Source organism: Lysinibacillus sp. NPDC093197 (genome assembly GCF_044754025.1).
In the GTDB taxonomy this organism is placed as follows: domain Bacteria; phylum Bacillota; class Bacilli; order Bacillales_A; family Planococcaceae; genus Lysinibacillus.
Map to the genome: position 1 here is coordinate 96,789 of NZ_JBIVOH010000009.1, position 26,912 is coordinate 123,700.

Here is a 26,912-nt window from a genome sequence, read left to right on the forward strand (position 1 = left end):
TCCTTTTATCGTTATTTTTAAGTAAAGTGTAACATAAAAAAATTAAAATTTGAAAACGTTCTGAAAGAATGAAGGTAGGGATAAATCATGGAAAAAGAGATTTTGCAACTTTTTAGTAATTTAACAGAGCGTGACCGTGAGATTGAATACGAGTCGTATAGAAGATTGATAAAAATTATGCAAGAACCAGTAGATTGGACATATGCAGTTTGGGAACAGCTTATTAAAGCCCTTACATATACAGATGGACATGCTCGTGCACGGGCAGCACAGTTTTTATGTGCATTAGCAGCAAAAAGTGACCCGGAAGAACGTGTTCTGGATGATTTTTTAAAAATTTGGGCCGTAACATACGATGAAAAAACAGTAACTGCAAGGCATGCTCTTCAAGCAATTTGGCAAATTGGGCTTGCTGGACAAGTTCAAAGGGATTTAATTGTTTCGTATTTAGCGAAAAGGTTCCAAACATGTATCGATGAAAAGCAACCATCGCGTATTCGATATGATATTATTGTCTCCTTCAAGAAATTGTTTGATGCTACGAATGATCAAAACTTACTGGATATTGCAAAGAGATTAATAGAAGAAGAGCAGGATATAAAATACAAAAAGAAATATAAAACAGCCATCCGTTAAAATAGCGAGATGGCTATTTTTATGCCCAAGTGTGTTATTTTGAAGAAAGAAAAGTTATTGATTATAATGAAAACAGGAGGATGGATTCAGTTTTTGATAGGTCTTATATACTGACGTAAGCTTTAGTATAAGTGAGAGCCAGAAACTATCTATAAAGAGGAAACACGTAAATCTGCAACTGTATATAGCATAGTAACAGTATAATTTTTGTAAATAAGAAAGGGTCGGGTCGAGAAAATGGGGATTTATAATTATTTAGTGAAAAAGCCAAATGGTGAAATTTTATCAATGGAGACATTTCGTGGAAAGACAATGTTAATCGTCAACACAGCCAACCAATGTGATTTTACATATCAATTTGAAGATTTACAAAAAATGTATAATAAATATGACAAGGAAAATTTCGTTGTTTTAGGTTTCCCATGTAATCAGTTTGGACAGCAGAACCCAGAAGATGGAGTTGAGACAACTCAACTTTGTCAACTTAACTACGGGGTAACTTTCCCGATTTTTGAACTAGTTCAGGTTAATGGAGAAGAGACACATCCGTTATTCAATTATTTAAAGCATGAAGTAGATTTTCGTGAATTCGGAAAGGCGAATATGCAGGAAAAGATGTTAGCTGAGGCTATTATCCAAATTGCACCTAGCTTTTTAGATGGACGTAACATTCGTTGGAACTTTACGAAATTTTTAGTAGATAATCAAGGTCATACAGTTGAGCGCTTTGAACCAACAGATTCACAATTAGATATTGAGCAAGCTATTGAAAAAATTTTATAGCTAGCTATTTTAATCAGAATTTTTAGGCTGGAATAACAAATAGCGGATCACTATGTAGAAATAGTGCTAAGTTTTGTATAAATATATTCGAATATTCCACAATCTCGCAACTACTCTTTCAAATCAATATATGATAAACTGCTAATCAAGTGAATAATTCTTGCAGAATAATGGTGCTAACTTTAGCATAATCGGGAATTCGGTGTAAAACCGAAGCTGTTTCCGCAACTGTAAGTACAAGAATCATAATAAATGCCACTGTCGAAAAGGGGAAGACCCAAGATGGGAAGGTTTTATGATATCGCTACTGCATTGGGTAGTGAGCTGTACGAGCCAGGAGACCGACCTTTATTTAATGTATAAAAACTCTTCGGAAGCTAGGAGGATATACGGCAAATACATAGGCAATGTCGCGTGAGGCGGCACTATATATGCTATTTTCGTCGTTCCCTAGGGAGCGGCGTTTTTTTATGCACCTGTAAAGCAAAATCTGTTCATGAAAGAAAGAAGGGACTAAGTATGAAAAAAGATGCCCGTTATTCTTGCTACCCGTTCATGCGTGAAAAAATATCTACAGTAGATTTTGAGATTCGTACGGATAGTTTAACAACTCATGTCGGTGTAGCATTGACGGCTGTAAAAGCTGAAAAAGTTGAAGTAGTGGCGACAGATTTATTGACTATTTTGCCAATGGCCTACCATGTAAATGGCTCAGTACGTGGCAAATTAGCGGTAACGGAAGAAGATTTGTTATGGCTTAGCGAGCGCTATGATTTTTATGTGGGGCATGTAAAGGAAGAAATCCAAAACTTTGTTTTACCACAAGGTACGGGGGCTGCAACTGCGCTTCATTTATGTCGTAGTGAGGCAAAAAAATCATACCGTGTTCTACATAAAGTTTCTGAGGAAAGAGAAGTACCAGCCATCCTTTTCGATTACTTAGGATTATTAGCTAATGTATTTTTTGTAATGGCTGTATACATGAATCAACAAGCTGGTATTGCTGAAATACCGTTTATAAGCAAATCATATCCGATGAAGAAAAAGAAGGAGAATGTGTAAAGTGAAGAAACTATTTAAATTCCAATGGCTTACAGTGTTAATGTTAGCACTTGTATTGGCAGGTTGCGGCACAGCAAATGAAGCTAAAAAGGACGATACATCGAAAACAGGACAACAAGCTGAGCAAACAGGCTACAAAGTGACAGATGATCGCGATGTAGAAGTAGCATTTGATGCAGTACCAAAAACGGTTGTGTCATTACAACCGAGTAACACTGAAGTTCTATTTGCACTAGGTGTTGGCGATAAAGTAGTTGGGGCAACTGAATATGATACTTACCCAGAAGAAGCAAAAAAAATCGAACGAGTGTCAGATTCTGTAACATTCAATAGCGAGAAAATTGTAGCGCTAAAGCCAGATGTTGTAATTGCTTATTACACAGGTAATGACGAGACACTAGATGCCCTTAAAGGTCTTGAAGATGCAGGCGTGAAAGTATTTGTTATTAAATCAGCCGCATCATTTGAAGATGTTTATGGAGATATTCAACAAATTGCTGAAGTGATGGGTGTTCAAGATAAAGGTGAGCAATTAAACAAAGATATTAAAGCGAAAATTGCGGATGTGCAAGCAAAAGTAAAAACTGTAGAAACACCGAAAAATGTTTATTTAGAAATTAGCCCTAAGCCAGATATTTATACAACAGCAGCTGGTACTTTCCAACAAGAGATTCTTGATGCAGCGAATGTGAACAATGTATTTGGTGATCAAACAGGATGGGTAAAAGTTTCTGAGGAAGATGTTATCGCGAAAAATCCTCAAGTTATTTTAACAACAGTAAACTATGTAGAAGACTCAGTAGGCGAAATTCTTGGGCGTGATGGATGGAATACAATTACTGCTATTCAAGATAAAGCAGTAAATTATATTGATACTGATATTTCCAATCGTCCAGGTCCACGTATTGGTGAAGCTGTTGAGATGGTAGCAAAAGCAGTATATCCCGAATTATTTAAATAAGGATAAATGGTGAAAGCCAACCATTAAAACTTGGGCAAAAGAGATAAAGTGTTAGATTGACTGCGATCAATCTAACACTTTTTTGCTTGTGAATGTTGTTGTCCGCTAAGTACAGGCTTCACGGTCTTCAACCTCCGATATCTTCAAGACAACCGATGATTCATAGACTTTGAATCTCTACTAAAAGGTTTTGTGAATAATTGGTATTATCTTCAGTTGTTCTATAAAATAGAAATATAAATGATTGCTTAAATAAGGGAGGCGTAGTGGATGACACAGTTTGACATGAAGGTTATTCCGTTTGAGGCAGTCTTAAATTTCCGCGATATGGGTGGCTATAAGACGCGAGATGGCAGAGTGGTTAAGAATGGATTGCTATATCGTTCGGCTGCACTAGGTAAGATGACACCGGCGGATAAGGAGCGCTTTGAAGCACTAGGAGTAAAAACAATATTCGATTACCGAGATCAACAAGAGGCTCAAAATAATCCTAATCCCACATTCAAGGGCGCAAAGTATATTCAAATTCCTGCAAAAGGCAACCACGCATTTGAGATGCCGACAAATACCGGCGGCCACAATTTTTATAAGGTTGTAAGCCCAGAGATGTTCCGCGATTTTTATGCACAAATGCCATTTAACAATGCTTCATTTAAAAAATTAATGTCTACAATTCAAAATCCAGATAATTTAGGCCTCGTCCATCACTGTGCCGTAGGAAAAGATCGAACGGGAATTGGCGGTGCGCTCATTTTGCTCGCATTAGATGTACCCGAGGAAACCATTATGCAAGACTATTTAGATACGAATATTTATTTACGCCCTATGGTAGAACGAATGGCACAGGCAATACAAAATACTTTTAATGACCAAGAGTTACAACAGTTCCATGCATTAATGTCAGCACGTGAGGATTATTTGCAAGCTGCCTTCGATGCTATAGATAGTCGTTATGGTTCGAAAACAGTATTTTTAGAGCAAGAGTTTGGTTTAACAACAGAAAAACGCCAGCAATTACAAGAAAATTGCTTATGCTAATAGGACGCCCTTTCACAGTAAGTTAGTGAGAGGGATTTTTTTGTAAGCTATTCAAAATATTTTTGTATTAGCTATCCTTTACAGTAGTAAATCTGTGATAAGATACAATAGATTTTTATGTAATATAGAGAGAAGTGAAGTTGTTGGGAAATGCGATTAGAGAGAAACATTCGGCAGACCAATTTAGTCTATTTCATTTAACATGGCCGATTTTTTTAGAAGTTTTTTTATTTATGTTGATGGGATTAGCCGATACATTTATGTTAAGTGCCTTATCGGATAACGCTGTATCAGGTGTGGGCGCAGCAAATCAATACATTCATATTGCGATATTAATTCTTGAAGTGGTAGGCAATGGTGCTGCGATAGTTGTCTCGCAATATTTAGGTTCAAAAAGATTATTAGAGGCTACAAAGATTTCAGCGTTAGCAATTACGATGAACTTAATTGTTGGGCTTATTATGAGTGCTTTGTTTTTCTTAGGCTCAAGCCATTTAATGACGATGATGAATTTGAAGGGCGATGTCTTACAATATGCCCAAAGTTATTTAGTCATAATTGGTAGTTTTATTTTTTTACAAGCTATTATTAATGCATTAGCGGCTATTATTCGTGTACATGGTTGGACGAAGCAGACAATGTATGTATCACTCGGTATGAATGTCGTTCACGTCGTGTTAAACTACGGTTTGATTTTTGGTAATTTCGGATTGCCGGAATTGGGTGTGAAAGGTGCTGCGATTTCCTCCATTATTAGTCGTGGACTTGCGGTTATTGTATTTGCATGGCTGTTGTATCAGGTAATGGAGATCCGTGTGAAAATCGAATACTATTTCACTTTTTCAAAAGAGTATGTTAGAAAAATTTTAAATATCGGGTTACCGTCTGCATTTGAGCAAGTGCTTTATCAATTTTGCCAAATTGTCTTCCTCTATTATGCAACTTATATAGGATCTGAAACGCTTGCAGCAAGACAATATGCAATGAATATTTCGATGTTTACGTATTTGTTTGCGGTTGCAATCGGTACGGGGACAGCTATTATTATTGGCCGCTATGTAGGCGCGGGTAAAAAAGATGAGGCTTATCATCAATTATGGATAAGCGTGCGCTCAGCTTTTATTTTTACAATACTAATGGTAAGTGTAGTGACGATTTTTAGAAAACAGTTAATGAGCATATTTACAGATAATGCAGAGATTATAGCCATTGGTGGGTCTGTATTAGCATTAAGTATTTTATTAGAAACAGGTCGTACGATGAATATCGTAGTTATTAATTCATTACGTGCTTCAGGCGATGCAAGATTTCCCGTGAAAATCGGCTTTTTATCGATGGTCTGCATGAGTTTGCCACTTGGCTATTTATTTGTATTTGTTTTAGATTGGGGACTAGTAGGGATATGGTTAGCTATTTCAGCAGATGAATGGATGCGTGCCATTATCGTATACTTTAGATGGAAAAGTCGAAAGTGGGAGCGTTTTGCAATTGTCTCACCTACTGAACAAAAGGAGGCGAATTAAATGGGAGCACTTTCTAAACGAGCTGCAGGAGCAGCGTTAATAGATGCAAATATCGGGTTATTTGCTTGTCCGATTTGTCAGGAGTCCATGCAGGTCTTTGATCAAGGGAGGCTTACATGTTCAGCAAACCATTCCTTTGATATTGCTAAGCAAGGTTATGTAAATATGCTGACGCATAGTGCAGCTTCTAAATATAGTAAAGATCTTTTTGAATCCCGTAAAACGATTATTGATAGTGGTCTATATGATCCACTAGAGGAGAAAATAGCAGAACTAATAGGAGAAGCCAAAACAGTGCTTGATACAGGCTGTGGAGAGGGATCACATTTAGCCCGTATACTGTCGCAAAAACAAGGGATAGGCATTGGTATTGATATTGCAAAAGAGGGTATTCTTGCAGCTGCTCGGCATTATCCAAAGCAAATCTGGTGTGTTGGTGACTTAGCAAAGAGTCCTTTTGCCAAGACAAGCTTTGATGTCATTCTAAATATTTTATCCCCAGCTAATTATGAAGAATTTAAACGATTGCTTACATCAAATGGATGTGTCGTAAAAGTGGTACCGCAAAGTGGCTATTTGCAACAATTACGTTCACAACTGTATGCTGATTCTGCAAAAGAAACATACTCCAATGAGCAAACTGTAGAACGCTTTCGTGAAAGTTTTTCAAATGTCACAGTAGAGCGTATAACTTATACGGTGCCACTTGCTTCTGTGCTCGTTCCTGCACTGCTTGAAATGACGCCCATGGGCTGGCATAAGGCGCAGCATGCAGAAGTGACTGTAAATGAAATCACGATTGATGTCGATGTCCTAGTAGGTCGGGTCTAAATCAAATAGATTTGACTTGGACAATTGCAGTATACAACACTTTTCGATTACAATGATAATAACTATTGAATAAGGTAGGAATAAAACAGTGTATAAATTTACGGCAAATCTTGTCAAATTGATATTAAAATTATCAGGTTCAAAAGCACGTGTATATGATGAGCAAAACTTACCGAAAGATGGTGGGTTTATTATTGCATGTACACATACAGGGTATGTGGATATATTAAACTTAGGTGTTGCAGTCTTGCCTCGTGAAATTCACTTTATGGCGAAAAAGCAATTGTTTGATATTAAGGGGCTTGGCTGGCTTATTAACCATTTAAACGCCTTTCCAGTTGACCGTGACAATCCAGGACCAAGTGTTATTAAAGTTCCATCGCAGTTGCTGAAGGAAGGGAAGATTGTTGGGATTTTCCCATCAGGTACTCGAAACTCAGAAGGATCTGATTTAAAGCAAGGTGCTATAACGATTGCACAACTGTCTAAAACACAGATTGTTCCAGCTGCTTACGTTGGAGCGCGAAATGCTGGCGATGTGTTTAAGCGTGGGAAAGGTTATCTCATCTATGGTGAGCCGTTTTATGTAACAGGCAAAGGAAAAGAAGGGCGTGAGGAATTTACACTCCATCTTGAACACGAGCTTATAGCCTTAACAGACGAATTAAATAAACGAATTGCAGCGGATAAAAAATAATACGGACAGCACTCAGAATCAAGTTGATTTTGGGTGCTTTGTCGTAGGGGGCATTTTTCATGATTAATGTACTTTTTGTTTGCCTAGGGAATATATGTCGCTCTCCAATGGCTGAGGCAGTTATGCGAGATTTAATAGAAAAAGAGAAGTTGCATGACAAAATTAAAGTAGATTCGGCTGCAACAAGCTCTTGGCATATTGGCGAGCCTCCACATCGAGGTACACAAGACAAGTTGCGAGAATATGGTATTTCGACGACAGGAATGCAAAGTAGACAACTACATAAGCATGATTTTGACCAATTCGATTACATTATTGGAATGGATGAAAATAATATTCGTAACATTTACACGATGCTTGGAAATCCCGATTCTCCAAAAATTTTTCGCTTTTTAGATTTAACGGACCATCGGATGGATGTACCTGATCCATACTATACAGAGGATTTTCAGGAAACTTATGATTTAGTGCTAGAAGGCTGTCGGGCTTTATTAGAAAAAATTAAGCAAGAGCAAAAGCTATGAACATGTAAGAACGATTAAGAGCCTTAAAATTAAAATATTTCATGCAACAACCTGTTTAGAAAACATTACGTTAGACATTGGTATATCTAGCTTTGTAAGCATCAATATGTTATTATTTGCAGAGTAAAGATACGAAAAGTATTTAAATACCATTTGCAGATGTGCAGTTGTACATCTATGATTTTTATAAACTTTATTTTCGAAAGAGAGTGGAAACAATGGGTCGTAAGTGGAACAATATTAAAGAAAAGAAGGCGTCAAAAGACCAAAGCACAAGTCGAGTGAATGCAAAATTCGGTCGTGAAATTTATGTAGCAGCAAAATCAGGCGAACCAGATCCTGAATCAAATCGCGCTCTTAAAGTTGTTCTTGAACGTGCTAAAACTTACAGTGTTCCTAAACATATTATTGAAAAAGCAATCGAAAAAGCGAAGGGTGGCGGCGATGAAAGCTTCGATGAACTACGCTACGAAGGTTTCGGACCAGCTGGAACAATGCTAATCGTTGATGCTTTAACAAACAATGTTAACCGTACAGCTTCTGATGTACGTGCGGCATTTGGTAAAAACAACGGTAACATGGGTGTAAGTGGTTCTGTAGCTTATATGTTTGATTCAACAGCAGTTATTGGTTTAGAGGGCAAGACTGCCGATGAAGTTCTTGAAATTTTAATGGAAGCAGATGTCGATGCACGTGATATTCTTGAAGAAGAAGAGACAGTCATTGTTTATGCGGAACCAGACCAATTCTTTGCTGCACAAGAAGCACTGAAGGCGGCGGGCGTTCAAGAATTCACTGTTGCTGAGCTTTCTATGCTACCTCAAACAGAAGTTGCATTAACAGGTGATGATGTAGCGAAATTTGAAAAATTAATTGATGCATTAGAAGAATTAGATGATGTACAAAACGTTTACCATAACGCAGATTTAGGTGAATAATTTTTTATTATAAGTCAGACCAGTAGCAATCCTTTGCTACTGGTTTTTTTAACTTAGGGGTAAAGAGCTATTACTGAAGTTATGATGGATACAGACCGTGGTTGAATCTAGTTAAAGGTTCTACCGGATGTCGCAGATTTAAGGAGGAGAATTGTGCAAACTTTTTTAGCTATCGTTATATTTTTAGTGACGTTATTTTTAGTAATTGTCCAGCCACGTAAATTATCTATCGGCTGGTCTGCATGTATAGGTGCAGCATTTGCCTTAATGCTCGGTGTCGTAACAATTAACGATGTCGTGGCAGTTACCGATATTGTTTGGAATGCAACGCTATCGTTTATAGGGATTATTATTATTTCCCTCATTTTAGATGAAATCGGATTTTTTGAATGGGCTGCATTGCATATGGCTCGACTTGCGAGAGGAAGTGGGATTCGGCTATTTATCTATATAGCCTGCTTAGGTGCGATTGTTTCTGCATTATTTGCAAACGATGGTGCAGCACTAATATTAACGCCAATCGTCTTAGCGATGGTAAGAAAGTTAAACTTAACAGAGCAAAGGGTATTTCCGTTTATCATTGCGAGTGGTTTTATTGCAGATACAACGTCATTACCACTAGTAATCAGTAATTTAACGAATATCGTGTCAGCGGATTATTTTAATATAGGTTTTATGGAATATGCAGTGCATATGGTCGTGCCTAATATCGTTTCTTTAATCGCTAGCATTTTCGTGCTATATGTTTTTTTTAGAAAAGTCATTCCGAAGCAGTATTCAATGGAAGCATTAGTTCACCCGAATGTCGCGATTCGAGATCAAAAGTTATTTAATATTTCTTGGTACGTTATCGCAGTATTATTACTAGGTTTCTTATCGAGTGAGTATTTTACTATTCCAGTGTCATTTATTTTATGTAGTGTTGCAATTATCTTTTTATCGTTGGCACGGAGAAGCAAAAGCATTGATACGAAGAGGGTTATTAAAGGTGCACCGTGGAGCATAGTGTTTTTTTCAATTGGTATGTACGTTGTTGTTTATGGTCTGAAAAATGTAGGTCTTACAGGTTTATTAGCAGATTTGTTAGAGCTTACTGTTCAGCACGGCTTGTTTGTAGCGACATTAACAATGGGCTTTGTTGCAGCAATTTTATCTGCAGTTATGAATAATTTGCCGACCGTTATGATTGATGCATTGGCTATTGCTGAAACAAGTGCAAGCGGAACAATTAAAGAAGGACAGATTTACGCCAATGTGATAGGTACGAATCTAGGACCGAAAATGACACCGATTGGTTCATTGGCAACATTATTATGGCTTCATATATTGGCACAAAAAGGTATTAAAATAAGCTGGGGGCAGTACTTTAAAATAGGTATTTTACTAACTATACCGACACTTTTCATTACATTACTAGCATTAATTGCTTGGTTAGTAATAATATCGTAGTATAAAAGTCAAAATAGTTGAAAAAATAAAATATTCAGTAATAATAAGTAATTAGTATACTAGTAAAATGAAGAAGGAAAGTGCTAATAATATGACAAGAACAAATAAGTTAAGTAATAAAATTATTTTAATGTTATTAATGACAATAGTCGCTTTATTGATTGGTTTTATAGTAACTACTATTTACACAGCAAAATCATCTGTAAATAAAACGATGGGCACACAGGCAGTTGCGATGGCAGAAAACATTGCTAAACAGTTAAATGTTGATGATTATATTGCACTTTCAAAAAGCCCATCGGAGTCTAAATTATACTGGGAGTTAAGAGAAGAGTTAAATGGTTTACGTGAACAAAATGGCGTTCTCTATGCTTACACATTTGCCGTACCAAAGGAAGATCAAAAAGTAAAATTTTTAGTAGATGGAATGCCTAAAGATGACCAAGAAAATGCAGGTATTATTAATACGGAATCATCTTCTACATACTATAAAGATATAGAAAAAGTAATGTCTACAGGCAGTTATTATTCAGCAATATTACATAGTGATTTTGGCGATTATTTATCAGGTACAGTACCGTTAAAAGATGCATCAGGTACTATCGTTGCCTTTGTTGGTGTAGACATTGATGCAACACAAGTAAGCGGCGTAACGAATACCGTATTATCTTCTGTTTTACCAGCTCTTATTGCAATTATGTTAATTTTAACGGCGATTGTTATGTACGTAGTGTATCGTTATGTAAATCGTTCATTAAAACCGTTAAGTTATTTAGGGGAAGCTGCAGAAAGCTTTGCGCAAGGTGATATTGAGGAAGCTACAAAAGCAGTGGAACAAATTCATTTTAAAAATAAAAATGAAATTACAGTTTTTGCACTGGCCTTCAAGGAATCACTAATAAAGTTAAAAGACACATTCCAAACTATTCAGCATCGTACTGTGGCATTGCAAGATGTTGTAGGCAAAATAGATGCTACATCACAGCAGGTTGAAACATCCAATTTGAAGATTGCAGACCGTATTATCGAAATTGCAACAGGCAGTGAGCAGCACCAGCAAAATAATAATGAGGTTGTGTTAACGATGAACGAAATGTCGATTGGCATTCAACGTTTAGCAGATACAACTTCGGAAATAGCCGAGTCTTCTACTGCGATGACAGGATTAGTCGAATCGAATGTAAACCATTCCCATGAGGTTGTTTCACAAATTCAAAGTGTAGAATCTTCAGTCTTACGTACAGCAGGACATGTGGAAGAGATGGGTAATAAATTTCAATCAATTGAAGATATGGTCCAGATTATTACAAATATCGCTGATCAAACAAACTTACTTGCGCTAAATGCAGCTATTGAAGCGGCGCGGGCTGGAGAAGCTGGGAAAGGCTTTGCTGTTGTAGCTGACGAGGTGCGTAAGTTAGCTGAAATGTCTAAGACTTCAGCCGATGATATTCAAAAGCATTTAATAAGTTTCAAAGATATTACGGAACGCGCCCTTTCTGAAATGGCGCGAAGTGCGAAGGATGTGCAGGCAGGTAATGTAGCAGTGCAACGTATCGGTACGAGCCTTTCTCAAATTTTACAATCCGTAGTGCTTGTTAATAATAAAATTCAGGATGACTCTGCAGTCATAGAACAAATGTCAGCAGGCTCAGAAGAAATATTAGCGACAATAGAGCAAATGCAAAGTATTGCACAACAAAGTGCCCTAGGAACTAAAGAAGTAGCAGCAGCTTCTGATCTTCAAGTGGCAATGGTTTCAGAATTAAATGAAGTTGTGGAAATTTTGGAACGTACATCAAAGGAAGTAATTGAAGCGATTAATACATTTAAATTATAAAGAAAATCAAAAAACTATTTTTCTACACAACGTATCCCTGTAGAAAGATAGTTTTTCTTCTGTGCGAAAAAATGTGTATATTAGCATATTTACTCGAAAATCTGAATATTCTACACATTTATTGTGAATTACCCATTGTGTAAACTGTAAAACCATTCCATAATATGATTAATGCATTAAACGATAGAAGTAAAAAGGGGTGTAAAGTATGAAATTTTTACGTTCAATACAGGGGAAATTAATTATCGTTTCAATGGCATTATTAATAGTGCCGAGCTTAATCATTGGTATAGTTAGCTATGGGAAAGCAAAGGATGGGATGGAAGGATTAGGTGAACAAGTCCTTCAAAATAGCGTTGAGTCTACTTTGCAATTAATCGAACTGGCAAATGAAAGTGTAGAAAAAGGCGACATCCCATTGGAGGTTGCGCAGGAAAAAGTACGTGAAGCGTTACTTGGTCCAAAGGATAGTGAGGGAAAGCGACCAATTAATTATCCTGGTAATTTAGGTGAATATGGGTATATATACGTGTTAGACGATAAAGGGACGCTAACAACACATCCTACTCGTGAAGGGGATAACTTGTGGGATGAACAGGATAGTAGTGGTACGTATTTTATTCGCGATGTAACTGAACGAGCATTAGAGGGTGGGGGCTTTACAAAATATGAATTTGCACTTCCAGGTCAGGATGTTTTAGCCGATAAAATCATTTACTCTACAAAAGATCCACATTGGGGATGGATTATAGCATCGGGTACATATATGCAAGATTTTAATAAGGAAGCTAATTCATTGTTATTAGTTATTGGACTGACACTATTAGGAGCCATTATTATCGGTACAGTTATCGTCATATTGGTTTCTAGACATTTGGCTTTGCCTGTTAAAAAATTGTCGACTCGTGTACGTGAAGTAGCGCAAGGTAATTTAACGGTGGAAATTGAAAACCTACAACGTACAGATGAGATTGGCCAATTAAACACGGGCTTTAATGATATGGTAGATCAATTGAAGACATTAATTACAAATGTGGAAGAATCAATCGCTGAAATTCAATCTACTTCGTCTAATTTAACAGCCGTTGCTGAGGAAACTAATGCGTACGGTGATGAAATTGTGAAAGCGATTAACGAGGTATCAAGAGGTGCAGTTAAACAAGCTTCAGATGCTGAAGATACGAATCATACAGCTATAGCATTTGCTCAGCAAATTGTAGGGCTGCATGATAAAAATGAATTAATGTTAGATGCTTCTCAAATTATGAAGCATTCCAATGAAGAAGGGCTTGTAAATTTAAATAGTTTGAAGGACACATCACAGGAATCGTCTACGCTTATTAATAGTGTACAAACAGTGTTTAATAGCTTAATTGTTAAAGTAAGAGAAATTGAAGGTATTGTGGGAACGATTAATGAGATTTCCGATCAAACAAACCTTCTTGCATTAAATGCATCGATTGAAGCGGCACGTGCTGGGGAGCATGGCAAAGGATTTGCAATAGTAGCGGAGGAAGTGAGAAAGCTAGCAGACCAAACTTCCGTTGCCACAGATTTAGTACGCACAACGCTACGTGGAATTGAAAGTGAAACGAATTTAGTGAACGATGAAATGCAAAAAACAAGTGCTATTGTTCGAGAGCAAAATAATTCAGTTGGAATAATGGAATCTTCATTTAATGAAATTGAACTAGCTGTTGAAAAAATTATAGCAATTATTGGAGACATGACTTCAGGTGTGGCATATTTAAATAGCTCTAAAGATGATATGATGCAGTCTATTGAAAGTATCGCTATGATCAGTGAAAAAAATGCAGCAGCTTCTGAGGAAGTAACAGCATCTGTTGACGAGCAACAAAGAGCTATACAACTTGTTAGCGAATCCTCCAATGATTTAACAGATGAAATCTCAGCATTACAGGAATCGATTCAACGCTTTACTATAAGATAGTTAATAAAGATGCTTGTACAGTAGCCAATATTTGTACAAGCATCCTTTTTATATTCTGGACGTTGTAAGTAAAAAGGGGTGTTGCATTTGAAAAAGTGGTTGGTGGGAGGAATCACAATTGTCGTTTGTATAGGTAGTGCCCTCTATATATGGTTAGGACAAGAAATGAAACGAGGGACACAGCCAGTTGCTGATGGAACTGCACAATATGCGATAGTGCTTGGGGCAAAAGTAAAGCCTGGTGGGATATTATCTCTATCTTTAAAAAATAGATTGGAAGAGACTGTAGCTTATCTAAATGAGTATCCGCACGTGAAGGTAATCGTATCAGGTGGTCAGGGAGCAGATGAGGATAGGACAGAGGCTTCTGCAATGTTGTCGTACTTGCAAGAGAAAGGGATTGACCCTGAACGAATTTTAGTGGAAGAACAATCCACATCGACATATGAAAACCTACTATTTTCAAAAGAATTACTTCCAGAGGGAACTAAGTATATTACAATCGTCTCGAATGATTTCCATTTGCAAAGAGCAAAGTATTTAGCGAATAAGCTTCAGCTAGAGGCGGATGTCGTTGTTGCAAAAACGCCAAAATCTGTAGAAGCGAAGTTAAGGATTCGTGAAAGAGCTGCATTGTTAAAAACATATATCATAGGACATTAATGGTATATTTACTTTCTTTCTTTAATATATTTGTCATATAATAGAAATATAATGAGTAAACGACAGAAAGAGGGTACTTCTATGACAACGTTTAAAGATTATAAATACAGCCGTCCAAACGTGGCAGCAATGAAAGAGCAGCAATTAGCTTTAATTGAGCAATTTAAAGAAGCGCAATCTGTTGAGGCGCAAAGCGAGCTAATTGAAAAGTTAAATGAATTAAGCAATGAGTTTGCGACAATGGCTAATCTCGTATATATTCGAGCATCGATTGATACGAACGATTCGTTTTATCAAGAAGAACGTGACTATTTTGATGAAGTAGGCCCAGAGCTTGAAGAGATTACAACAGAATACTATAAAGCATTAATAGTTTCACCATTCCGTGAGCAGCTTGAAGAAAAATGGGGCCAACAGTTATTCGACTTAGCGTCCTATCAAATTAAAGGGTTCTCTCCGCAAGTTATTGATTTAATGCAAAAGGAGAACAAGCTAGTTTCCGAATATAATAAATTAGTTGCCTCAGCTCAAATTGACTTTAATGGGGAAACATTAACGTTAGCTCAGCTAGGACCTTATGCAGAATCGACAGATCGTGAAATGCGTAAAGCGGCTACAGAAGCTCGCTTTGGCTTTTTTGCTGAGCATGAAGAGGAATTTGATCGGTTGTATGATGAGCTTGTCAAAGTACGCCATGAGATTGCTGTAAAGTTAGGCTATAAAAATTATGTAGAGCTTGGCTATATTCGTATGAACCGTATTGATTATAATGCGGATATGGTGAAAAAATTCCGTGACCAAGTGCGTGATTTAATCGTGCCAGTTGCAACAAAATTATTTGAGCGTCAAGCGAAGCGCATCGGCATTTCGGACTTAAAGTTTTATGATGAAGCGCTAAACTTCTTAACAGGAAATGCTACGCCAAAAGGTGATGCAGATTGGATTGTCGCAAACGGTAAAAAAATGTATGAAGAACTATCATCTGAGACTGGTGAATTTTTCAACTTTATGATTGACCATGACTTAATGGACTTAGTAGCGAAAAAAGGAAAAGAAAGTGGCGGCTATTGTACGTTTATTGAAAATTATCATTCGCCATTTATTTTCTCGAACTTTAACGGTACATCAGGTGATATTGATGTGTTAACACATGAGGCTGGACATGCTTTCCAAGTATACTCAAGCCGTGATATTGGCATTCCAGAATATTTATGGCCAACATATGAATCGTGTGAAATCCATTCTATGAGTATGGAGTTTTTCACATGGCCTTGGATGGAATTATTCTTCAAAGAAGATACAGAGAAATATAAATTTACACATTTAAGCAGTGGCTTACTATTTCTTCCTTACGGTGTTGCTGTTGATGAATTCCAACATGTTATTTATGAAAACCCTACGATGACACCTGCTGAGCGTAAAGCTGCATGGAAAAAAATCGAGGAAACATATTTACCGCATCGTGACTATGATGGCAATAGCTACTTAGAATCAGGTGGTATATGGCAACGTCAGGCACATATTTATGCAAGCCCATTCTATTATATTGACTACACGTTAGCGCAAATTTGTGCATTCCAATTCTGGAAACGTTCACGTGAAGAGTTTGAGGCTGCTTGGAAAGACTATATCCATTTATGTGGCTTAGGAGGCTCTATGTCCTTTACGAAGCTTGTGAAAGAAGCTGGCTTAATTTCACCATTTGAGGATGGCTGTGTAGAATCAGTAATTGGTGATATTGAAAACTACTTAAATTCAGTGGATGATACAAAATTATAGATTGCGATAGAATCTTTCTAGAGCTAATATAGTTACTCTAGAAGGACATTAGCATATATCAGTTAAAAAGTGTTAGATTGACTGCCATCAATCTAACACTTTTTACTATGCCGTTGATGTCAGCTACGGCGGTTGCTTTCAGCGGGCACACACGTAAGCATCAACCCTCGCTAGCGCGCGGATTGCCCACGTCTTATGCTGTGTGCGTCTCGCAGGAGTCACCGCCTTCGCTACCATCAACTAGTGTGCTCTCAATATATGAACATCGTTGCCCATTTAAAATATTTTATGTTATGTCCCAACCTTTTTTGGGGAGACCACGGAAGGGTTTTTATACAAAATTGTCCAATATAAGTTGTTTTTTAGGCTGTTATCTTTTTTTATGTTTGTAATAAATACTAGGATACTTGCGAAATGGTTAATATATAAGTAGTATTTTCAGTAACTGTGATAAAAGGAAGTGAAGAACGTGACGAGGAAAGTATGGTTTCAAGTAGGAGTAGGCACTTTACTAGTTCTACTAATACTTAAATATTTTATAGAAATTCATTGGATTTTTTCACCGCTTGCGATTATTTTAAAAGCGATATTTGTGCCGTTATTACTTGGTGGCGTGTTGTATTATGTGACAGAGCCGATTCAGCGTTTTTTAGAAAAGCGAAAATGGCCAAGATGGGCTAGTATATTAACAATTATTGTTGGACTGATTGCCATGGTAGTTATCTTTGGGTGGGTTGTTGGTAATCCGATAGCTACACAGCTTAATAATCTTGCGAAAAATGCACCGTTGATTGGATCAAGCATTCAAGATGCAACTGATTATGTGGTCAGCTTGTTCAGCAATAAGGATAATTTACCTCCACAAATAACCGAATTTATCGATAATCTTGCTAATTCTGTACAAAGTATTGCTGTCGTTGCAAGTAAATGGCTCGTATCATTTATACAGTCCATTGTTTCAGTTTCCTTATTAGCTATTTTAATTCCATTTTTCTTCGTCTTTATGTTGAAAGATCATGAGAAATTTGCGCCATCCATTTATAAATATTTTAGTGGTGAACGTCGGGAATGGATAAAAAAGACGTTAAGTGAAATTGATGATGTATTACGTAGTTATATTCAAGGTCAACTGCAAATTAGCTTTTTGTTAGCACTTATTATGTATGTTGGATATTTAATTATTGGCTTAGAGTATTCATTATTGCTTGTTATTTTTGCTTTCTTTATGAATATGATACCGTTTATCGGACCGTGGATAGCCCTTGCACCAGCAGTGATTGTGGCTGTTATTCAGGATCCGATGCTTGTTGTTTGGGTATGTGTTGTTACGCTTATTGCGCAGCAGATTGATAGTAACTTCATTACGCCAAATGTCATGGGAAAATCTCTCGATATTCATCCGTTAACGGTTATTACAATTATTTTAGCAGCAGGAAATATAGCAGGCTTCATAGGGATTATAATTGCCGTTCCTTTTTATGCGGTATTAAAGGTTATTGTTTCGAATATTTATGATAAACGAATTGCAATAAAGAAAAAGGCTACGAAGTCTGTATAGGGGTCGAATAAAAATGGAACAAGAGATTGTGAAAGTTTTTAATGAGCAGCATGAACAAATTGGCACGGCTACACGAGCAGAAGTACATGAAAAAGGCTTGTGGCATGAGACTTTTCACTGCTGGCTTGTCAACGAGAACTATATTTATTTCCAAATTCGTAGTGCCCAAAAAAAGGACTATCCAGGACTGCTTGATATTACAGCAGCAGGTCACTTACTAGCCATTGAGACAGTGGAAGCGGGCATACGAGAAGTAAGAGAAGAATTAGGATTAACAATCGATATTAATGAAGTCGTGAAAATGGGTATGACTTCATGTAGTATCGTATCCGAAAAAATGATTGATAATGAATTTTGTCATGTTTATTTGTACCCTTTTGAAGACAATTGGGATTCTTTTGAGTTGCAATATGAGGAAGTTTCGGGTGTTGTTCGAGCAAAGCTTGATGAAGCCGAAGATTTCTTTTTAGGAAAAACCGTCACGCTGAATATTGAAGGATATGAATATTTTCCAGATGGACAACGTGCACGGGTAGTGAGACCTGTAAGCACTGCGCAATTTGTTCCATATCGTGAGTTGTATGTTGCAGATGTAATAGATTTTGTAAAAAATTCAATGTACAGTCGATAGAATAGCTTAATTACCGGCTAGTTGATTACGCATATGAAAAACAATGAAGTATGGTAAGAAACAGTGCTAATTCGCATGTATATAATCATAGTGGCTCATAAAGATAACTTCGAAATGAATTGAAGTTATTTTTATGAGCATTTTATGTCTATATGTTAATTTGTGTAGAAAATAAGCTATACTTGTAATTACAATGAAAGAAAAGGAGCATATACATGCTAACATTTGAACAAAAACAAGCGATAATTGAATCGTTTTCAGAATTAACGAGAAAAGAAATTTCGATGAAACGAGTGAATTATCATTTTATGGACAGTCTGTTTGAAAAAACGATTGTCGTTGAAAAATTGCATCCAAACGGAAATGGTTTTGTCTTTGTAGGGGATTTATTGCGCTACGAAAATGAGGCAAATGATAAAGGATTAGTAAATATTCGTGATTACGATGAGCAACAGCTGCGTACCATTATTGAAGATGCGATTACGTATTTAGGCGAGGAACAAGAGGAAGAAGAACCGATTATTGAGACTTGGCGTAATCGTGAAGGTGATCAATTAGAGCTTGCTTTTGAACAACGTTCATGGAATGTGTATCATCGAGATAATCTAGAAGAAGCCTTTGGCACGTATGATGCGGCAAAAGAATATTTATTGGAAGAAGGCTTTCGTAAAAAGAACTAAGTAATATGGGGGAAAACGCGTAATGAGTGGTAAAAAATTGGTGGGGGTTGTACTTATTGTTTTAGTAATTGCATGCTTATTTTCAGTTTTTACGATTCAAAATTTCTATAAAAACAATGAAGAACAGCCAAATAGCGAAAATCGTGAAGTTAATAAGTCAAAAAGTTTGAATTTAATTTTACCACAAGCTACAATTATCTCGAATTCAAGATAATTGAAAGGTGATGTGTTCATGCAACATATATTTCATAAAGGAACAGATGAAACAAAGCCTACCTTATTGTTATTACACGGTACAGGTGGAGACGAACATTCTTTAGTTAGCCTTGCAAAAGAAATTGATGCAACAGCTAATGTTTTAAGTGTACGCGGTAATGTATTAGAAAACGGTATGCCTCGGTTTTTCCGTCGTTTAGCTGAAGGTGTTTTTGATATAGAAGATTTAATTTTCCGTACGCAAGAATTACAAAGCTTTTTGGCAACAGCTGCACAGCAATACGGTTTTGATCGTACACGCATAGTAGCACTTGGCTACTCTAATGGGGCAAACATTGCTGCAAGTTTATTATTCCATTTTGAAGATGCATTGGCAGGGGCGATTTTACATCATCCAATGGTGCCGAGACGTGGAATTGAACTTCCTGCATTAGCTAATACGCCTGTATTTATTGCAGCCGGAACAAATGATCCGTTGTGTTCAGCACAGGAATCAGAGGATTTAGAGTCGCTATTATCTGGTGCAGGCGCTAATGTAACAACAGCATGGTTTAACTATGGTCACCAGCTTACAATGCCTGAAGTAGACTCAGCAAGAGAGTGGTATCGTAATTATTTTTAAACGAAAAAACCGAGAACGCTGTAAATTAGCGTTCTCGGTTTTTTGTTTGTAGAAATTACTTCTTCTTAGCAAAGGGTAGCCACCAATTCCAGTCGCCAAATAGCTTCATAAGACTTGGGACAAGCATAAGGCGAATAATTGTAGCGTCAATCGCGATTGCAATGGCAATACCAACACCGATTTGCTTTACAGGCATAACGTCGGTAAAAGCAAATGCGCCAGTAATAACGATCATAATAAGCGCAGCAGATGTAATGATACGGCTAGTAGATGTAAGTCCCTCTACTGTTGCACGAGTATTATCCGCACCTTTTTGATATTCCTCTTGTATTCGAGATATTAAAAATACTTCATAGTCCATACTCAAACCAAATACAAGGCAAAATACAATAACCGGAATGATGAGGACAATTGTGCCAGCCTCTATTCCGAAATGTCCATATTGGAATATATATACGAGTATCCCAAACGCTGAGGATAACCCAATAATATTCATAATGATTGCTTTGAGAGGAATTAAAACCGAACGGAAAGCAAGCATTAAAATAAAGAACGTTGACACGATAATAATCAAAACAGCGAATACAATTTTATCCGCAATTTCATCGAAAATCTCTTGATTGAATTTACCTTGTCCACCTAGTTTAAAATCGACGTGTAAATCTTTGTCCATCCAGGTTCTTGCAAATTTTTGTGCGGCAGAGGACGAGCCAGCTACATTTAATGTAATAGGGATAAACAATTGTGTATCCTTCGAAAAGGTATCAATAAGTGGTTTTAATTGTTCTGCAACTTGTGGCATTTCTAAAGATGCTGTTAATTCCTCCGGCGATTTTATATTAGAAGCCGTATAAATAGTTGATACTTGATCAACGAGTGGATCGTCAAGAAGCTGTTCTTGTATATCAAACAGTAGCTCTCTTGCCTTTTCATCCTCCCAGCCTTCTTTACGTTCAGCGAGTAAATATAAAATCGAAGTATCACCGAGCCCAAACGTGTCATCTAATTTATCGTACGCTGCACGTGCATCATATTTAGTTGGTAAAGAATCCACTTGAGGTATAGCTAGTTTAATATCCTTTAATGGAATCATACCGATACCAAGTAACAATAATGCGACAATGACAATCGATACAGGTCGTTTCATAACAAAGCCAGCAAAACTGCGCCAACGATTTGTCCCACCTGGCTTTACGCGTATTATGCGCCACTTATTTAGACGGTCTCCCAACACCATCATTGTAGCAGGTAATAAAGTGAGACCTGACAACACTGCGAACAACACGACAATTGTGCCGCCTAGTGCAATATTGCGGAAAATTTCAACGTCAATAACAATCATGGCCCCAAGACCAATCATGACACAAACAGCAGAAAAGATTATTGAACGGCCAGCTGTCTGGATAGCAATTTGTATCGCATCGGCAACTGTAGAATGACCACGTTCTTCGCGATAGCGATTAATAAATAGTAGAGCGAAGTCAATACTGAGGGCAAGTCCTAGCATTGGCACAATGTTTAACACAAAAATAGATAAGTTAACGCTACCACTAAGTAGTGTCAACAGTCCGAATGCTGTGACAACCGTAACTACACCAATTATAATTGGCAAAATTGCAGCTACAACGGTACCAAAGGCTAGTAATAGTACGACGATAGCGATTGGTAAACCAATTGCTTCAGCAGAAGCCAAGTCTTTTTGGCTAGCTTCATTTATATCCTCAGAAATCACAGGTCCACCTGTAATACTAATGCCATCCTCTTCAACTAATGTGCGAACTTCTTTTACTGTATCGGGCAAATTTTCAATGTTATTTTTAAAATGTACCATGGCATAGGCGATGCCGTTCTTTTGTAGCGAAGAATCATCCAATGGTGACTGGATTGAATGGATTTCTTGAATGTCATCGAGTTTTTGTAAGGTGTCTTCGATTTTTTTATTGTCTACTTGGTCAAAGACAACCATTATAGTTTCGGCAGGTAAGTCGAATGTTTTTGCTAGTTCATTTGTGACATAGGTATGATCAGCTTCAACAAAAAAGCCATCTCCATGCAGTTTGCTCGGAAGCTGTATAGCAAACACAGCCATTGCGATAAAAATAACAACCCAAATTGCAACGATAGCTTTCGCATGTGCAGTGATAAAAGCTGAAAAAGTTTTCATAATAATAAAGCATCCCCCTTTTAAACCAGTGTAAAGGATGTGTCGCTTTTTGTCGTGTGACAAAGTAAAACTCCTACTCAAACGGCAATTTTCCTAAAGTGTAAAAAAACAATGCGCTTTCCGCGGGCACGGAGTTAGACGCAACCGTCTTCGTGGATTTTTACTTGGAGTTTGCAAAGGGCTACTCCTAATTGTGTGAGAATTGTGTGAGTGCCTGTCACTAAAAAAGGCACTTTCTGTGAGTAGAAAGTGCCGTAACATCTAGAAGAATAAAGATAATATAAGGTAAATAACGGATGCCATAACAGCTGAAATTGGCATTGTAATAATCCATGTTGTCACAATTTTACGTGCCATTCCCCAGTTTACACCACGAACACGCTGTGCTGAACCAACGCCCATGATTGATGAAGAAATAACGTGTGTTGTCGATACTGGTAAGTGAACTAATGTCGCACCGAAAATAACAGTAGCAGAAGCTAAATCCGCTGCAACGCCATTAACAGGACGGATTTTCATAATTTTACCGCCGACTGTTTTAATGATTTTATAGCCACCAATAGAAGTACCAAGACCCATGGCGATTGCCGCAGCAGCTCGAACCCAGAAAGGAATATCATCCCCAGTGTGTAAGCCTCCAGCAATTAACGCCATTGTCATAATACCCATTGCTTTTTGCGCGTCATTTGTACCGTGTGTAAACGATTGAATAGCCGCTGTAAAAATTTGCATTGTACGGAAGCCTTTATTCGTACGATATAGATTTAAGTTTTTAAACCATAATTTAAACAGAGACATCATAAGAAAGCCGGCACAAATCGCGATGATTGGTGAAAATACTAAAGCCATAATAATTTTTGTAAAACCACCGTAGTTAAGTACGCCAAAGCCTGCAGAAGCAACTGCTGCACCGGCAATTGAACCGATTAATGTATGTGAAGAACTTGATGGGATACCAAAGTACCAAGTAAGCAGGTTCCAAATAATAGCCGAAATTAATGCGGCTAAAATAACGACAGAACCTGTTGTATCTCCTTGAAATGCATTTAAAGAGAATGGATCTACAATATCTTTTGTTAGAGCCTTTGCTACACCAACGAAAGTAATAGCACCGATGAAGTTCATCGTCGCCGCCATAATAATGGCAACGCGTGGAGGCAATGCTCTAGTTGAAACCGAAGTTGCGATAGCATTTGCTGTATCGTGGAAACCGTTGATAAAGTCAAATGTTAGGGCAAAGATGACGACCAATACGGTTAGTATAATTATTGTATTCATTGTAAGTGACCCACTCCTAATTACGCGTTACGCATGATAATTGTTTCCATTGTGTTTGCAACGTTTTGACAATAATCAGCGATATCCTCTAGTTGTTCATAAATATCTTTAAACTTAATAATGCGGATTGGATCTTTTTCATTTAAAAACAATTGCTTAATCGAAGTTCTTTGTACTTCGTCACATTCGCGCTCATAGTCTTTTATTAAAATTGCATGTGGGCGCATGCCGATAAGATTTTTTTTCTTTAACTCTTCAGTAGCTTTAACAATTTCGTCGGCACTTTTTGAAATATAGCCTAAGAAAATACGCATCGCTTCGTCAACTTCTGTTAAGGAGAACATTTCAAAGTGAGCGATACAATGCTCCGTACCATCTAACACGTCGTCCATACGGATTGCGAATTCTAAAATATCCTCGCGCTCAATCGGTGTCATAAATGATTTGTTTAGCATCACGATAAGTTCATGAATAAGTTTATCGCCAGCTGTTTCGTAATTCTTCATTGTAATGCTAATCTCTTTTAAGTCAGCTACACTTGTAATACGAAAATCATTTGCGTAATGTACGGCCTCTCTCATGTTTTCTGCAATTTTATGCAATGCTATAAAGAAAGGGTCTTGTTTTTTTGAGTTAAGCATGTAAATGAAATCCTCCTGGATGTATATAAAATAATCAACCTTTAAACTTTACTATCATAACAAAATCTTTCGTTTATCTACATAAAATTTATCTTCTCTACATAAAACTTTACAATCCTGTAATATACAATTTGTTCACAAATATGCTGTTTTGTATGTGTATTTATTCCTATTAGTACAGAAAAACGCCTATATAATAAGTATTTTTGAGAAAAATATAGTCTGTTTAGTACAGAATGTAGCATTTACAATCACTCGATTATACTTGCGTGTAAAATTGAATTGTAAAGGTATTGTAAAGAAACGCCCCTTAAACATAGTGTTCCCTATTTTCTTAAGAATATCTTCATTTTTATCCTTCCATATTTTTAAGAATTATTTTCTACAATTAGAAAGTACGAGAAAGGGGCATTAAGACAAAATGATTCAAGTCGAGAACTTACAACATACATTTTTAATTGGGAAAAAAGGCAAGGAAAAGCATGTACCTGTATTAAAGGGTGTCAATTTTGAAGTGAAGAAAGGAGAGATTGTTGCAATTGTCGGCAAAAGTGGCTCGGGAAAATCAACATTGCTTCAAACTTTAGCAGGGTTTATGAAGGCTGAACAAGGCTCTATTAAGGTGAATGGGCAAGAGACAGCCAAACTTAATGAAACAGAGAGTGCAGCTTTTCGATTGCGACAGTTCGGTTTTATTTTTCAAAACTTTCAACTCATGCCAGGTTTAACAGCATTTGAAAATATTGAATTGCCTTTGAAATTGCAAGGTGCTAGCAAAGCTATACGTAAAGAAAAAGTGAAGAAGATCATGGACAAGGTTGGATTAACTGCAGTAGCTGACCATTATCCAAATGAATTATCAGGCGGTCAACAACAGCGAGTAAGTATTGCAAGAGCATTGATTACCAATCCTCCAATATTGCTCGCAGATGAGCCAACGGGGAGTTTGGATTCTGAAACAGAACAAGATATTTTACTCCTAATTCAAAGCTTAAATCGTGATCTTGGCTTAACTTTTGTTATTATTACGCACGATGAAGAAGTGGCGACTATTGCTCATCGACGTTTCAGAATGTATGATGGCGAGCTTGTAAAGGAGGTAGAATAACATGATATGGAAAGATCAACTAGACTTTGTTATACAACATATAAAGAAAAATAAATTACGGGTATTTATGACGGTGCTGGCTGCAACAATGGGTTGTGCGTTTTTAATTGTCCTGGCATCCGTAGGGTTTGGACTACAGGATTCGATTCGTAACGAAATACTTTCGGATGAAAATGTAACAAAAATACAAGTATATGATGGCTCACAATTTACAGAGCAACAGAAAGATGAAATAAAGTCGATAGAAAATGTTAATACAGTGCTTGAAACGATTACAGTTAATGCAAGTGCACACTCTTATTTTGAAGATCGTGATGCAAATTCAAACTTAATCTTAACGAATATGAAAGATTTTAAAGATGTAACTGGGAAACTTGCGCAAGGACAGTATCCGACAAAGCCGAATGAGATTATTGTTGGATATCATTTCGGCCAAACTTTATTAAACGACGCTGATCGCGATAAGATTAAAGAAAAAAGTAAAAAGGCTGAGGCAGAGGGAACGTATTATGATGGTAATGAAGAAGGATATAAACAATCTGTCATTGGTAAAGAGATTGAGTTATCGTTAATATCTAATTCAAATGGAACATCTGAAACTGAAAAGGTGAAATATACGATTGTCGGTGTGACGAAGAAGCCTTCTTATGATTGGATGATTGACAATACAGTTTATATGGATTCAAAACAGAAAGAGGCAATAGGTAGCAGTTTTGCGGCATTAGATGATGTACCAGAAGATGAGGTATTTAATTCGGAATTTAATATATATGCAGACAGTTTAGAGCACGTAAAGCCTATTTTGGAAAAGCTAAAAGACAAAGGCTACAATGTGTATTCAGTGACTGAGCAATTAGATCAAATGGATGTATTTTTCCTTGTATTAAAGATTGGTTTAATTTTTGTTGGAACAATTGCCGTGTTAATCGCCTCTATTGGGATTTTTAATACGATGACTATGGCGGTTACAGAGCGTACACGTGAAATTGGCGTATTAAAGGCAATCGGAGCGAGTCCAAAGCTTATTCAACGATTATTTTTAATGGAAAGCACATTTATCGGCATTTTTGGAACAATCATTGCCGTAGTGATTTCGTATGCTATTAGCTTTACAGCAAATGCGATTTTACCGTTAATTTTAAAAGCGGCAACAGGTGAAGATGCGTTTGGTTCGTCTGATATTACATTTTCACTTATTCCATGGCAGCTCGTTCTTATTGCGTCTGCTATCAGTATTGGTGTTGCTATGGTTTCTGGCTACCGACCAGCTCGTAAAGCAACAAAAATCGATGTTATCCAAGCATTGCGACAAGAGCTATAAAAAGAACCCGAGGCACAT

Annotated in this window: 25 protein-coding genes and 1 riboswitch; of the genes, 22 read left to right on the forward strand and 3 right to left on the reverse strand. The window is 37.1% G+C overall.

All coding sequences use genetic code 11. The features are described from left to right. The first annotated feature begins 87 nt into the window (after positions 1–87). The 20 genes from ACIP9G_RS19650 (at position 88) to ACIP9G_RS19745 (ending at position 20,382) form a co-directional block, all read left to right on the forward strand. Complete coding sequence (locus ACIP9G_RS19650; RefSeq protein WP_340821937.1) at positions 88–636, forward strand: hypothetical protein; 549 nt, start codon at positions 88–90, stop codon at positions 634–636. A gap of 237 nt (positions 637–873) precedes the next feature. After that, positions 874–1,419, forward strand: coding sequence for a glutathione peroxidase (locus ACIP9G_RS19655; protein ID WP_340821938.1), 546 nt, complete (start codon positions 874–876; stop codon positions 1,417–1,419). A 154-nt stretch (positions 1,420–1,573) separates the two neighbouring features. Next, positions 1,574–1,783: riboswitch (cobalamin riboswitch) on the forward strand. Between the two features lie 155 nt (positions 1,784–1,938). Beyond that, a complete protein-coding gene (locus tag ACIP9G_RS19660) occupies positions 1,939–2,481 on the forward strand; it encodes a hypothetical protein (RefSeq protein ID WP_340821939.1) in 543 nt (180 codons plus the stop codon). A 1-nt stretch (position 2,482) separates the two neighbouring features. Then, complete coding sequence (locus ACIP9G_RS19665) at positions 2,483–3,442, forward strand: ABC transporter substrate-binding protein (RefSeq protein WP_401021613.1); 960 nt, start codon at positions 2,483–2,485, stop codon at positions 3,440–3,442. Positions 3,443–3,712: 270 nt separating this feature from the next. Further along, positions 3,713–4,480: a tyrosine-protein phosphatase gene (locus tag ACIP9G_RS19670; protein ID WP_340821942.1), complete on the forward strand. Its 768-nt coding sequence runs from the start codon at positions 3,713–3,715 to the stop codon at positions 4,478–4,480. Positions 4,481–4,623: 143 nt separating this feature from the next. Beyond that, the gene (locus ACIP9G_RS19675; RefSeq protein WP_401021616.1) at positions 4,624–6,003 is read left to right on the forward strand and encodes an MATE family efflux transporter; all 1,380 of its coding nucleotides are present in this window, start codon (positions 4,624–4,626) and stop codon (positions 6,001–6,003) included. Next, positions 6,004–6,834: a putative RNA methyltransferase gene (locus ACIP9G_RS19680; RefSeq protein WP_401021617.1), complete on the forward strand. Its 831-nt coding sequence runs from the start codon at positions 6,004–6,006 to the stop codon at positions 6,832–6,834. A gap of 88 nt (positions 6,835–6,922) precedes the next feature. Further along, positions 6,923–7,531, forward strand: coding sequence for a lysophospholipid acyltransferase family protein (locus ACIP9G_RS19685; RefSeq protein ID WP_340821947.1), 609 nt, complete (start codon positions 6,923–6,925; stop codon positions 7,529–7,531). A 59-nt stretch (positions 7,532–7,590) separates the two neighbouring features. Next, complete coding sequence (locus ACIP9G_RS19690; RefSeq protein WP_401021619.1) at positions 7,591–8,055, forward strand: low molecular weight protein-tyrosine-phosphatase; 465 nt, start codon at positions 7,591–7,593, stop codon at positions 8,053–8,055. Positions 8,056–8,273: 218 nt separating this feature from the next. After that, positions 8,274–8,993: a YebC/PmpR family DNA-binding transcriptional regulator gene (locus tag ACIP9G_RS19695; RefSeq protein WP_401021621.1), complete on the forward strand. Its 720-nt coding sequence runs from the start codon at positions 8,274–8,276 to the stop codon at positions 8,991–8,993. 153 nt (positions 8,994–9,146) lie between these two features. Beyond that, positions 9,147–10,442: an arsenic transporter gene (locus ACIP9G_RS19700; RefSeq protein ID WP_401021623.1), complete on the forward strand. Its 1,296-nt coding sequence runs from the start codon at positions 9,147–9,149 to the stop codon at positions 10,440–10,442. 91 nt (positions 10,443–10,533) lie between these two features. Then, positions 10,534–12,282, forward strand: coding sequence for a methyl-accepting chemotaxis protein (locus ACIP9G_RS19705; protein WP_401021626.1), 1,749 nt, complete (start codon positions 10,534–10,536; stop codon positions 12,280–12,282). A 208-nt stretch (positions 12,283–12,490) separates the two neighbouring features. Next, positions 12,491–14,233, forward strand: coding sequence for a methyl-accepting chemotaxis protein (locus ACIP9G_RS19710; protein ID WP_340821954.1), 1,743 nt, complete (start codon positions 12,491–12,493; stop codon positions 14,231–14,233). A 78-nt stretch (positions 14,234–14,311) separates the two neighbouring features. Beyond that, positions 14,312–14,896 carry a YdcF family protein gene (locus tag ACIP9G_RS19715; protein WP_483869666.1) on the forward strand — a complete coding sequence of 195 codons (585 nt, stop codon included), beginning with the start codon at positions 14,312–14,314 and terminating at the stop codon, positions 14,894–14,896. Between the two features lie 81 nt (positions 14,897–14,977). After that, positions 14,978–16,675: a M3 family oligoendopeptidase gene (locus tag ACIP9G_RS19720; protein ID WP_340821958.1), complete on the forward strand. Its 1,698-nt coding sequence runs from the start codon at positions 14,978–14,980 to the stop codon at positions 16,673–16,675. A 469-nt stretch (positions 16,676–17,144) separates the two neighbouring features. After that, on the forward strand, positions 17,145–18,233 hold the full coding sequence (locus tag ACIP9G_RS19725; RefSeq protein WP_340821960.1) for an AI-2E family transporter: 1,089 nt from the start codon (positions 17,145–17,147) through the stop codon (positions 18,231–18,233). 13 nt (positions 18,234–18,246) lie between these two features. Beyond that, a complete protein-coding gene (locus ACIP9G_RS19730; protein WP_401013104.1) occupies positions 18,247–18,864 on the forward strand; it encodes an NUDIX hydrolase in 618 nt (205 codons plus the stop codon). Between the two features lie 215 nt (positions 18,865–19,079). Further along, positions 19,080–19,544, forward strand: a complete 465-nt coding sequence (locus tag ACIP9G_RS19735; RefSeq protein ID WP_340821963.1) for a hypothetical protein — start codon at positions 19,080–19,082, stop codon at positions 19,542–19,544. Positions 19,545–19,566: 22 nt separating this feature from the next. Next, positions 19,567–19,758, forward strand: coding sequence for a hypothetical protein (locus ACIP9G_RS19740; protein ID WP_401021631.1), 192 nt, complete (start codon positions 19,567–19,569; stop codon positions 19,756–19,758). An 18-nt stretch (positions 19,759–19,776) separates the two neighbouring features. Then, positions 19,777–20,382, forward strand: coding sequence for an alpha/beta hydrolase (locus ACIP9G_RS19745; RefSeq protein WP_401021634.1), 606 nt, complete (start codon positions 19,777–19,779; stop codon positions 20,380–20,382). A 55-nt stretch (positions 20,383–20,437) separates the two neighbouring features. Here the strand turns inward: ACIP9G_RS19745 and ACIP9G_RS19750 are convergent, their stop codons facing one another. From ACIP9G_RS19750 to ACIP9G_RS19760, 3 genes are all read right to left on the reverse strand, one after another. Further along, a complete protein-coding gene (locus ACIP9G_RS19750) occupies positions 20,438–22,546 on the reverse strand; it encodes an MMPL family transporter (protein ID WP_401021635.1) in 2,109 nt (702 codons plus the stop codon). A 261-nt stretch (positions 22,547–22,807) separates the two neighbouring features. Continuing rightward, a complete protein-coding gene (locus ACIP9G_RS19755) occupies positions 22,808–23,824 on the reverse strand; it encodes an inorganic phosphate transporter (RefSeq protein WP_340821968.1) in 1,017 nt (338 codons plus the stop codon). Between the two features lie 20 nt (positions 23,825–23,844). Next, positions 23,845–24,465, reverse strand: a complete 621-nt coding sequence (locus tag ACIP9G_RS19760) for a DUF47 domain-containing protein (protein ID WP_173479367.1) — start codon at positions 24,463–24,465, stop codon at positions 23,845–23,847. 421 nt (positions 24,466–24,886) lie between these two features. On the opposite strand from ACIP9G_RS19760, the gene ACIP9G_RS19765 reads away from it, so the two are divergent. Beyond that, complete coding sequence (locus ACIP9G_RS19765; RefSeq protein WP_401021637.1) at positions 24,887–25,573, forward strand: ABC transporter ATP-binding protein; 687 nt, start codon at positions 24,887–24,889, stop codon at positions 25,571–25,573. Position 25,574: 1 nt separating this feature from the next. After that, entirely contained in the window at positions 25,575–26,894 is a 1,320-nt protein-coding gene (locus ACIP9G_RS19770) for an ABC transporter permease (protein WP_340821973.1), read from the forward strand. Positions 26,895–26,912: the final 18 nt, after the last annotated feature.